Genomic DNA, 10,601 nt, shown 5'->3' with positions numbered 1-10,601 from the left:
TATAACGAAATATAGAAAGTAGGGGGATTTTCATTATGGGAATGCCTGTTGAATTTAATACAATGATTGTCACAAAGGGAAAAGAGACAAGAATTGAAGAAAATGTATTTGAACTCATGAAGGATGGATACCGCATTTATCCATTAAATATTCCACTTGAGGTGCGCAAAACGAAAGACGGAGAAAAAACTGGGACAGCACATGTTGAAAAGCTGGAGCTGACAGACAATGTCACGAAGGTGACGTACCGTCTTGTGTCATTGCATTCAACCAACTAAAAAAGCTGAGGGATTGAATCTCCTCAGCTTTTTTCATTTGGTTATACGAGTGGTCCGCCTTTGGCTTCAATGTCACTTGCCGCGTGGCTGAATTTTTGGAAGTTCTTTTTAAATTCATTGGCAAGGAAGTGTGCTTTTTCTTGATAAGCCTCTTGGTCATCCCATGTCTTAGCAGGTTGAAGCACTTCATCTGGTACACCAGGAATATGAAGCGGGATGTGTAATCCAAAGATGTCATCAGTGATCATCTCGGCATTGTCAAGGTCACCTTCGATTGCTGCCTGCACCATTGCTCTTGTATGAGCGAGATTCATTCGTTTGCCTGTACCATAGCCACCGCCAGTCCAGCCTGTATTCACAAGGAATACTTTTGCACCGTGCTCATCAATCTTTTTGCCAAGCATTTCAGCATAGACGTGAGCTGGAAGCGGAAGGAATGGTGAACCGAAGCAAGTAGAGAATGTCGTTTCTGGTGATGTGACACCTCGCTCAGTTCCAGCTAATTTACTTGTGTACCCGCTCAAGAAATGGTACATTGCCTGCTCTTTTGTTAAACGGCTGATTGGAGGTAAGACGCCAAACGCATCAGCTGTTAAGAAGACAATAGCAGATGGATGTCCTGCGATACTTGGTTTCACGATGTTATCAATCATTTCGATTGGGTAAGCAGCGCGTGTATTTTCAGTAAAGAAGGTATCATCATAATCCGCTTCACGTGTTTCTTCATCAAGCACAACGTTCTCAAGAACTGATCCGAAGCTGATCGCTTTGTAGATCTGCGGTTCTTTTTCTTCACTTAAGTTCACACATTTCGCATAGCATCCGCCCTCGATATTGAAGACCCCTGTGCCAGACCAGCCGTGTTCATCGTCTCCGATCAGCTTGCGGCTTGCGCTTGCAGAAAGCGTCGTTTTCCCCGTACCTGAAAGTCCGAAGAATAGGGCCACATCGCCTTCTTGACCTACGTTTGCTGAGCAGTGCATGGATAAAATGTCTTGCTCAGGAAGCAGGTAGTTCATCACAGAGAAAATGGACTTTTTCATTTCTCCTGCATATTCTGTTCCACCGATAAGTATCGTGCGTTTTTCAAAAGAAACGATGATAAACGTTTCAGAGTTTGTGCCATCTGTTGCAGGATCTGCTTTAAAGTGCGGTGCAGATAAGATGGTGAAAGGTTTTTCGTTTGAAGAAGGTGTTGACCCGTCAGGTCTGATAAATAGCTGCTTGGCAAAAAGATTGTGCCATGCGAATTCGTTTACAACTGTAATCGGCATACGATATCTTTCATCAGCGCCTGCAAACCCTTCAAAGACGAATAGTTCATCACGTTCTTTTAAGTATGACACAACCTTTGTATATAAACGGTCAAATGCTTCTTTGGAGATCGGCTGGTTTACTTGACCCCAATCGATTTTATGTTCAGAGCTTTCTTCTTTGACGATAAATTTATCTTTAGGCGAACGTCCTGTATAGGCTCCAGTTGTAGCGCGGACAGCTCCAGTTGATGTTAAAACGCCTTCATTACGTGCCAAAATCTTTTCAACAAGTTTCGGAACAGATAAATTTTGGTGCGTATTTTCTAATGAGAGCAATGACTGCAAATCTTCTTTTAAATCCACTGAGTTCATAAAAAAACCCTTCCTTTACCGTTGAATTTGTTTGTTTCGATTAGTATAACACATTAATAATAATAGTCTATACTATTTAAAAATTTTTGTGTGTGTTTTTTCATTTCTGCTATGAAAATATGCTTTTTGGTGATGCTAATGGTGAGGAGAAAAAAGAGGGAGATAATTCTTATGAAGCATTGACATGACGCAAGGGTTTAAGATAAGATATCTTATTGAACGGATACTCTTATCCCGAGTTGGTGGAGGGACAGGCCCGATGAAGCCCAGCAACCGGTTTCTTATGAAAAAGGCATGAAAATGCTGAGAAACCAAGGTGCTAACCTGATGCAAGGTACAAGAACACCTTGAGCGATAAGAGTGAAAGGCATGCGATCTCAGACCCTTTCCTCGCAATGAAGGAAATGGTTTTTTTATTTTTGGGATATCATATGAACAAATTGCCAATAACATCTCTAATATAAACGTTTTCAAATATAAGAGGGAACGAGTTCCGTATCATATTGGAGGCCTCATCTTGGGATGATGTGGTCTTGTACAGGAGGAAATAGCCATTATGAGTCAAAATCGTCGTTTATTTACTTCAGAATCAGTGACAGAAGGACATCCAGATAAAATCTGTGACCAAATTTCAGACAGCATTTTGGATGAAATTTTAAAGAAAGATCCAAATGCACGTGTTGCCTGTGAAACTTCTGTTACAACCGGTCTCGTATTAGTAAGCGGTGAAATTACAACGTCTACTTATGTCGATATTCCAAAGACGGTGCGTGACACAATTAAGGAAATTGGCTACACACGTGCGAAATATGGTTTTGATGCGGAAACATGTGCGGTACTTACATCAATTGATGAACAGTCTGCTGATATTGCGCAAGGTGTAGACAAAGCGCTTGAAGCACGTGAAGGAACAATGACTGAAGAAGAAATTGATGCGATTGGTGCAGGTGACCAAGGATTGATGTTTGGTTTTGCCAATAATGAAACCGAAGAGCTCATGCCGCTGCCAATTTCACTAGCACATAAATTATCTCGCCGTTTAACAGAAGTACGCAAGAATGAAACACTTGCATACCTTCGTCCAGACGGAAAAACACAAGTCACAGTTGAATATGATGAGCAAAACAAACCAGTTCGTATTGATACAGTGGTTATTTCTACGCAGCATGCACCAGAAGTGACGCTTGAACAAATTCAAAGTGACTTAAAAGAGCATGTCATCAGTCCTGTCGTTCCAAGTGAACTGATTGATGAACAGACAAAATACTTTATTAACCCAACTGGCCGTTTCGTGATCGGTGGACCTCAAGGGGATGCTGGTTTAACTGGACGTAAAATCATCGTTGATACGTATGGCGGATACGCTCGTCATGGCGGCGGTGCTTTCTCAGGTAAGGATGCAACGAAGGTTGACCGTTCTGCGGCATACGCTGCACGTTACGTAGCGAAAAACATCGTAGCTGCCGGCCTTGCAGATTCTTGTGAAGTACAGCTTGCTTATGCAATTGGTGTTGCACAGCCTGTATCGATTTCAATTGATACATTCGGAACAGGAAAAGCTTCTGAAGAAAAATTAATTGAAGTGGTGCGTGCAAACTTTGATCTTCGTCCAGCTGGCATTATTAAAATGCTTGACCTGCGCCGTCCGATCTACAAACAAACAGCTGCATACGGGCATTTCGGCCGTCACGACTTAGATCTTCCGTGGGAAAAAACGGATAAAGCCGATACACTCCGCAAAGAAGCATTGGGACAATAACAACATAAAAAACCGCTTATTTTAAGCGGTTTTCCTTTTGATTAAAAAAAAATCTGCAAAATGTGAAACAAAATCGGACAAAATACTGTCTAATTATAGGTCTACTTTTAAGAAATAACATAACGTGGAGGCAATAATATGTGTGGGTTTGTTGGTGTATTTAATCACCGTCCATTGTCCGAAACTACTGAACAGGAAGAGCTAATTAAACAAATGAATCGTCTCATCGTTCATCGTGGTCCGGATGATGAGGGTTACTTTCATGATGAGCATGTAGGATTTGGATTTAGACGTTTAAGTATTATAGATGTTGAGCACGGAAAGCAGCCGCTTTCTTATGAAGATGAAAAGTATTGGATTATTTTCAACGGAGAAATTTATAACTATGTGGAGCTGAAGGAAGAGCTTGTGAAAAAAGGCTATACGTTCAGCACAGATTCTGATACGGAAGTACTTCTTGCCACATACCGTCATTATAAAGAAGAAGCGGCTTCAAAGCTTCGCGGCATGTTTGCATTTTTAATTTGGGATAAAGAAGCGCAATTATTATATGGCGCAAGAGATCCTTTTGGCATCAAACCGCTTTATTTTACACAAATGGATGAGCAAGTGTACTTTGCATCTGAACGCAAAAGCTTGATGGCAGTAAGCGAGAACATTTTATTTGATGAGACATCCTTACAGCAATATATGTCATTCCAGTTCGTACCTGAGCCAAATACACTTGATCAAAAGGTGCACAAAGTAGAGCCAGGTCATCAGTTTACTTTACGCCCAGGACAGGAGATTGAATTTAAGACTTACTGGAAGGTTCAATTCAAGCCTGAGCAAACACAAGAACAAAAGCTGATTGAAGAAGTCCGCGATGCAATCTATGATTCTGTGAAAATTCATATGAGAAGTGATGTACCTGTTGGTTCCTTCCTATCAGGTGGTATCGATTCTTCTTTCATCGTATCTGTCGCAAAGGAATTTCATCCTGAGCTGAAGACGTTTTCTGTTGGCTTCCAGCAGGATGGCTTTAGTGAAGTTGATGTAGCGAAGGAAACGGCTGATAAGCTTGGCTTACAAAACTTCAGCGCGGTGATTTCTCCTGAGGAATATATGAATGAGCTTCCGAAAATTGTTTGGCATTTAGATGATCCTTTAGCTGATCCGGCGGCGATTCCATTGTACTTCGTGGCAAAGGAAGCGAAGAAACAAGTGACGGTTGTTCTTTCTGGTGAGGGAGCAGACGAGCTGTTCGGTGGATATAATATTTACCGTGAGCCGCTTTCTCTTAAACCATTTGAATCTGTACCATCTATGCTGAAAAAGCTTCTTCTTCGTCTGGCGCGCTTAATGCCAGAAGGAATGAAAGGAAAAAGCTTTATCGTCCGCGGCTGTACACCATTAGAGGAACGTTATATCGGTAATGCGAAAATCTTTGAAGAGCCAGTAAAGAAAAACCTCTTAAAGCAGTATGATCCGAACATTACGTATCGTGATGTGACGAAGACATACTTCGAGGAAAGTGCAGGCTACAGTGATATTAACAAAATGCAATATGTTGATATTCATACGTGGATGCGCGGGGACATCTTACTAAAAGCAGATAAGATGACAATGGCGAATTCTCTTGAGCTTCGTGTTCCTTTCCTTGATAAGGTCGTATTTGAAGCGGCTTCTAAAATTCCAGAAGAGCTGAAAACAAAAGATGGCACAACGAAATATTTATTGCGTAAAGCAGCAGAAGGCATTGTGCCTGACCATGTGTTAAACCGCAAGAAGCTGGGCTTCCCTGTTCCAATTCGTCATTGGCTGAAAAATGAGATGAACGCTTGGGCGAAAGACATCATTAAAAACAGTCAAACTGACGAATATATTAATAAAGCGTATGTGCTTGATTTATTAAATGAACATTGTGCTGGTAAAGCAGATCATAGCCGTAAGATTTGGACTGTCCTGATCTTTATGATTTGGCACAGCATTTATGTCGAGCGCAGTATTGATCCAGAGCAATTGAATCATCAACCGAAAGAAGTCATCTTCAGTTAATGAAAAAAGGTTTTCAGCTTTGTGCTGAAAACCTTTTTTGTCATGATAGAAAGGGGTGGAAAAGGGTAAAATAACTAGCGGTTCATAGTTATTGCTTAATATCCTGAAAAAAACATGATAAAGTGAAGATACACGTATGATGTTAACGAGATAAAAGGGAACGATAGTATTGTCCTTTTTCTACATATTCTCTGCGGATTCGGTCCATGTCTTGGATATCTTCATCTGTTAACAGCCGAACGACTTTGGCTGGACGGCCAAAAGCGAGTGATCCTTTTGGGATGACCTTTCCTTGAGGGACAAGACTTCCTGCACCGATAAAGGCGCCTTCGCCAATCTCCGCACCATCGAGAATGATAGACCCCATGCCAATGAGGGCATTTTTTCGAATGATTGAGCTATGTAATGTGACTTGGTGTCCAATGGTAGCACCATCTTCAATAAGAAGTGTTTTTCCAGGACTTTGATGCAGGCACGATAAATCTTGAATATTGACGTTCTTTCCAATTCTCACAGGTGCAACATCGCCTCTGATGACGGTTTGAAACCACACGCTCGAATATTCTCCAATTGTGACATCACCGGTAATGGTGGCGTTATCTGCGACAAAGACCGATTCATGAATCTCAGGTGTAAACTGATGATATGGATAAATCACTTTTTCGACTTCCTTTCTTAATACAACATTTGTGAGGTGTTTACTTTGTGGACTTGGCATGCTGAAAGACCAGTTGGTACAATTGTCATTGTACATGGTGCGAGTGAATATCACGGCCGATATAAATGGCTGATTGAAATGTGGCGGAATGCAGGCTATCACGTCGTCATGGGTGACTTGCCTGGACAAGGCACATCGACACGTGCGCGAGGCCACATTCGTTCGTTTCAAGAATACATTGATACAGTCGATGAATGGATCGAACATGCGAAATCATTCAGACTTCCTACTTTTTTACTTGGACACAGTATGGGTGGACTCATTTCAATTGAGTGGATGAAGCAGTATACCCATACGAAGTTGAATGGCCTTATTTTATCATCACCTTGTTTAGGTCTGCAATTTAAACCGAAGAAGCTGATGGATTTTGCGTCAAAAGGTCTAAATGTGCTGGCACCGTCTTTTAAAGTGGAGTCAGGTCTGTCGATTGAACTAGCGACACGAAATCAGGCGGTCATTGAGGCAGACTCAAATGACTCTCTATACGTGACAAAGGTGTCGGTTCGCTGGTATAGAGAGCTAATCAAAAATATCGATGCGGCGATGCAGCCGACGAATGTCTTTAAATCGATCCCGCTCCTTTTAATGCAGGCGGGAGATGATAAGATCGTCGATAAAACGAGGGTGATTAAATGGTTCAATGGCATAGAATCAACCAATAAATCATACCGTGAATGGGAAGAGCTGTATCACGAAATTTTTAATGAACCAGAAAGAGAAGATGTGTTTAAGGCGGCAAGAGCCTTTACAGATCAATATATTTGATTGTGAGCTTTAAGTTGGGGGTGGAGTGATTTGTCAGTACCAGAGCGTCCTTTTGCACTGATGACAAAGGTGTATAAAGATATTTTTCCGCTTGTTCATCAGGAGCTGAAAAAGTGGCGGGCTCATGCCGAAATGATTGAAAATGAAGAACTGAGAACGCAGGCACTAGCGAGCATATCGAGTAAAACGTTTCACTGTGAAGGCGGAGGCATTTTATCTCTTCTAGCAGGTGAAGAGAAAGAAACGTGCATTGAATTCATTGTGGCGTATCAAACCATCAGTGACTACTTAGATAACCTATGTGACCGCAGCACGTCGCTTGATCCTAAGGATTTTCATATGCTGCATCAAGCGATGAGAGATGCGCTTGATATTCATGCTGAGCTCAAGCCATACTATCAATTCCGTGATGATCAAGAGGATCATGGATATTTACATGCGCTTGTCCGCACATGTCAAGACGTGCTTACGCGCGTTCGGCATTATCCGATCATTCAGCCATATTTACACACGCTGTGTGATTACTATAGTGACCTGCAAGTACATAAGCACGTCGTTCCCCATGAGCGTGTACCACGGCTAGAGTCATGGTTTCGCCAATATGAAAAAGATTTGCCGAAGATGGAATGGTATGAGTTTTCAGCTTGTGCGGGATCAACGTTAGGAATATTCTGTCTTGTGGCGTATGCGCTGCAGCCTGATTTTACAGAAAAGCAGGCGAAGCAAATTTACGAAAGCTATTTCCCTTATATTCAAGGTCTGCACATTTTACTCGATTATTTAATAGACCAAGAAGAGGACCGACTTGGGGGAGATCTGAACTTTTGCTCATACTATGATTCTCATCATGAGATGATGGATAGACTTCAGCATTTTATCGAAAAAGCGGATGAGCAGCTGAAAGGTATTCCGCATGAAAACTTTCACAAATTGATTAACAGAGGATTACTGGCGGTCTATTTGTCTGATGAAAAAGTGACAGCCCAAAAAGAGATGAACAAGCTGGCAAAGCGGCTGATCAAATCAAGCGGGAAAACATCGTTCTTTTTCTATATTAACGGAAGAGCCTATCGGACCTATCAGAAAATGCCTTGGATGAAATCATCATAAAAAAGCTCAAATCCATTAGGATTTGAGCTTTTTTTCAATGGCGACCACAAACGGCGGGTCGTTTTGAATATTCATGTATTGATATGATAAAACTTGTACTTCTTCATGAGGCAGTGATCTGCAATAGTCGAGAAGCACTTCTTTTTCTCTTTTTCCTTCGGGATGTCCGTGGTAGATCACAAGGACGATCAGACCTCCGGGTTTGAGCCATTCGAGGAGCTGCTTGATGGCTTCAATGGTTGTATGAGCCTGAGTGGTGACGGCTTTATCGCCTCCGGGCAGATACCCAAGATTAAACACTGCACCGGATATTTGTCCATAAGCATCCTTCGGAAGATGATCCGCCAGTTTTTCATGTCCATCATGGATGAGGTGAACGTAAGGATATTGACCGCCAAGCCTTTTGCTTGTCTGCTGCAAGGCTTCCTCTTGCACGTCGAATGCAAACACTTGTCCATCAGTTCCTACAAGGTCAGCTAAATAGAGTGTATCGTGGCCGTTGCCCATTGTTGCATCTATAACGATGTCGCCTTTTTGACAAGCGCGTTCTAACAGCTCTTTACTAAAAGGAAGCATGCGTTTCAAAATCATTTGGCTGCTTCTTCCAATCTGACGAAACGTTTCCCTTGGTAGCTGTTACGTCTTTCGAGCTCAGCATTAATGGCATTGAGTACTTCCCACTTGTTTACACTCCACATTGGACCAACCATTAATTCAATTGGGCCGTCACCTGTAATACGGTGAATAATCATTTCTGGCGGCAGAATCTCCAGCTGATCACAAACAAGCTGAACATATTCCTCCTGGCTTAAAAACTCAAGCTTTCCTTTTTCATATTGCTTGACCATTGGAGTCCCTTTTAAAAGGTGAAGCAAATGAATTTTAATTCCCTGCACATCTAAATCCGCAACAGCTTTTGCTGTTTCCATCATCATGTCCCGATTTTCAAGAGGCAATCCATTGATGATATGTGAGCAGACACGAATTCCGTGTTTTCTCAGTTTTTCTACACCTTCAACGTAGCATTCATAATCATGAGCACGGTTGATGAGCATAGCTGTCCGTTCGTGTACCGTTTGAAGACCAAGCTCTACCCATAGGTAAGTGCGTTCGTTTAATTCGGCTAAATACTCCACTACGTCATCCGGCAGACAGTCAGGTCTTGTTGCAATGGATAGACCTACGACACCATCCAGATTCATGACGGTTTCATATTTTTCTTTTAGGACAGGAAGCGGCGCGTGTGTGTTTGTATACGCCTGAAAATACGCCATGTATTTTCCGTCTTTCCATTTTGTATGCATCCGGTCTTTGATTTCGTTAAATTGAGTGATGAGATCATCAGCCCTGTTTCCTGCAAAATCACCAGATCCAGCGGCACTGCAAAATGTACAGCCGCCGTGGGCTACGGTACCATCCCGGTTTGGGCAGTCAAAGCCGCCGTCTAAGGCTACTTTAAATACTTTATGACCAAAGTGTTCACGTAAATGGTAGTTCCACGTGTGATAACGTTTTTCGCTGTTTGAATATAAAAAAGGGTTATGCTGATCCAAGTCAGTAACCTCCTTGCATAATAATAGGCATCCTTAAAGTTTAACAAAAATTACGAAGGAGGACAATTGAATCTGTCCAACATTTTCTTTAGTGAAAAAGCTTTACATGGGCAAAATAGGCGGGAGCGATGATGAAATGGAGGGAATGTAAGATGGCAACAAGGCAGTCGATCGATGAATTTATCCAAAAAAGTACGGAAACCCTTGAGTTTGCAAATGAACAATTTGATTTGAGCTCACGTCAGGAACATTATAATGAGGAAGAGTTTTCAAAAGCACAGCTCATGCTTGAGAATACGGTCAACGAATTAGAAAAATTAAAAGATGTCGCCAATGACCAGCAAAGAGAACGGTTAGACAGGGCGCGTGTTCAAATTCAGAGCTTGCAAAATCAAATGATTTTAGGGATTTCCTACGATAATGAATGATGAACAGATCCTTCTTTTAAGGGTCTGTTTTTTATTTTTTAATAAGCTATTGACTTTTATACTGGGTGTCTATATTGTATTAAGTGTACTACATCAACTAATACACTACAGACACTTAAAAAGTGGAGAAAGGTGTTCGACCATGAAAAAAGAAAAAAAGCCAATCAATTTGAAGTGGATGGTGCTGGCTGTTGCGTTAGCATGTACATTTTTTTTCGTTCTTGTTTTCATTGGTTTTGAAGTTCAAAAAGATTTGATACCCAATTCAGTTCCTTTAATGCAAGGACATGATCAAGCGATAGGACTGCAAAAGCATGAATGAGGA

Annotated in this window: 11 protein-coding genes and 1 riboswitch; of the genes, 7 read left to right on the top strand and 4 right to left on the bottom strand. The window is 41.6% G+C overall.

Going from position 1 to position 10,601, the window contains the following annotated elements; all coding sequences use genetic code 11:
* Positions 1-35: 35 nt before the first annotated feature.
* The gene (locus NSS76_RS14210; RefSeq protein WP_025092385.1) at positions 36-278 is read left to right on the top strand and encodes a DUF2584 domain-containing protein; all 243 of its coding nucleotides are present in this window, start codon (positions 36-38) and stop codon (positions 276-278) included.
* Positions 279-319: 41 nt separating this feature from the next.
* Here the strand turns inward: NSS76_RS14210 and pckA are convergent, their stop codons facing one another.
* Positions 320-1,906 (bottom strand): phosphoenolpyruvate carboxykinase (ATP), encoded by a 1,587-nt coding sequence (gene pckA, locus NSS76_RS14205; RefSeq protein WP_024424910.1) that lies wholly within the window; start codon positions 1,904-1,906, stop codon positions 320-322.
* A gap of 226 nt (positions 1,907-2,132) precedes the next feature.
* Positions 2,133-2,267: riboswitch (SAM riboswitch) on the top strand.
* A gap of 195 nt (positions 2,268-2,462) precedes the next feature.
* Here pckA and metK point away from each other — a divergent pair.
* Both metK and asnB read left to right on the top strand, forming a co-directional pair.
* A complete protein-coding gene (gene metK, locus NSS76_RS14200) occupies positions 2,463-3,665 on the top strand; it encodes a methionine adenosyltransferase (RefSeq protein WP_024424909.1) in 1,203 nt (400 codons plus the stop codon).
* Between the two features lie 138 nt (positions 3,666-3,803).
* A complete protein-coding gene (gene asnB, locus NSS76_RS14195; protein ID WP_024424908.1) occupies positions 3,804-5,702 on the top strand; it encodes an asparagine synthase (glutamine-hydrolyzing) in 1,899 nt (632 codons plus the stop codon).
* Positions 5,703-5,844: 142 nt separating this feature from the next.
* Here the strand turns inward: asnB and NSS76_RS14190 are convergent, their stop codons facing one another.
* Entirely contained in the window at positions 5,845-6,360 is a 516-nt protein-coding gene (locus NSS76_RS14190) for a gamma carbonic anhydrase (protein WP_024426216.1), read from the bottom strand.
* Between the two features lie 45 nt (positions 6,361-6,405).
* Between NSS76_RS14190 and NSS76_RS14185 the strand changes: the two genes are divergently transcribed.
* The gene (locus NSS76_RS14185) at positions 6,406-7,185 is read left to right on the top strand and encodes an alpha/beta hydrolase (protein ID WP_024424906.1); all 780 of its coding nucleotides are present in this window, start codon (positions 6,406-6,408) and stop codon (positions 7,183-7,185) included.
* 30 nt (positions 7,186-7,215) lie between these two features.
* Positions 7,216-8,295 carry a tetraprenyl-beta-curcumene synthase family protein gene (locus NSS76_RS14180; RefSeq protein ID WP_024424905.1) on the top strand — a complete coding sequence of 360 codons (1,080 nt, stop codon included), beginning with the start codon at positions 7,216-7,218 and terminating at the stop codon, positions 8,293-8,295.
* 15 nt (positions 8,296-8,310) lie between these two features.
* Here the strand turns inward: NSS76_RS14180 and NSS76_RS14175 are convergent, their stop codons facing one another.
* Complete coding sequence (locus NSS76_RS14175) at positions 8,311-8,886, bottom strand: tRNA (mnm(5)s(2)U34)-methyltransferase (RefSeq protein ID WP_087977693.1); 576 nt, start codon at positions 8,884-8,886, stop codon at positions 8,311-8,313.
* Complete coding sequence (locus tag NSS76_RS14170) at positions 8,883-9,848, bottom strand: TIGR01212 family radical SAM protein (protein WP_017358356.1); 966 nt, start codon at positions 9,846-9,848, stop codon at positions 8,883-8,885. The genes NSS76_RS14175 and NSS76_RS14170 overlap by 4 nt, the downstream gene beginning before the upstream one ends.
* 152 nt (positions 9,849-10,000) lie before the next feature.
* Here NSS76_RS14170 and NSS76_RS14165 point away from each other — a divergent pair, with 152 nt between their 5' ends.
* Both NSS76_RS14165 and NSS76_RS14160 read left to right on the top strand, forming a co-directional pair.
* The gene (locus NSS76_RS14165) at positions 10,001-10,276 is read left to right on the top strand and encodes a YtzC family protein (RefSeq protein WP_024424902.1); all 276 of its coding nucleotides are present in this window, start codon (positions 10,001-10,003) and stop codon (positions 10,274-10,276) included.
* A gap of 142 nt (positions 10,277-10,418) precedes the next feature.
* A complete protein-coding gene (locus NSS76_RS14160) occupies positions 10,419-10,598 on the top strand; it encodes a hypothetical protein (protein ID WP_024424901.1) in 180 nt (59 codons plus the stop codon).
* The last annotated feature ends 3 nt before the right edge of the window (positions 10,599-10,601 follow it).

It is taken from the genome of Bacillus sp. FSL R5-0654 (assembly GCF_038008745.1).
Classification (GTDB): Bacteria; Bacillota; Bacilli; order Bacillales; family Bacillaceae; genus Bacillus; species Bacillus safensis.
Note: the sequence above shows the minus strand (reverse complement) of the source record. Positions and strands in the feature narration are given on the sequence as shown.

Bases quoted from the DNA above. Each gene is read 5' to 3' on its own strand.
- NSS76_RS14210 (WP_025092385.1), top strand. From the start codon at position 36: ATGGGAATGCCTGTTGAATTTAATACAATGATTGTCACAAAGGGAAAA.
- pckA (WP_024424910.1), bottom strand. From the start codon at position 1,906: ATGAACTCAGTGGATTTAAAAGAAGATTTGCAGTCATTGCTCTCATTA.
- metK (WP_024424909.1), top strand. From the start codon at position 2,463: ATGAGTCAAAATCGTCGTTTATTTACTTCAGAATCAGTGACAGAAGGA.
- asnB (WP_024424908.1), top strand. From the start codon at position 3,804: ATGTGTGGGTTTGTTGGTGTATTTAATCACCGTCCATTGTCCGAAACT.
- NSS76_RS14175 (WP_087977693.1), bottom strand. From the start codon at position 8,886: ATGATTTTGAAACGCATGCTTCCTTTTAGTAAAGAGCTGTTAGAACGC.
- NSS76_RS14165 (WP_024424902.1), top strand. From the start codon at position 10,001: ATGGCAACAAGGCAGTCGATCGATGAATTTATCCAAAAAAGTACGGAA.
- NSS76_RS14160 (WP_024424901.1), top strand. From the start codon at position 10,419: ATGAAAAAAGAAAAAAAGCCAATCAATTTGAAGTGGATGGTGCTGGCT.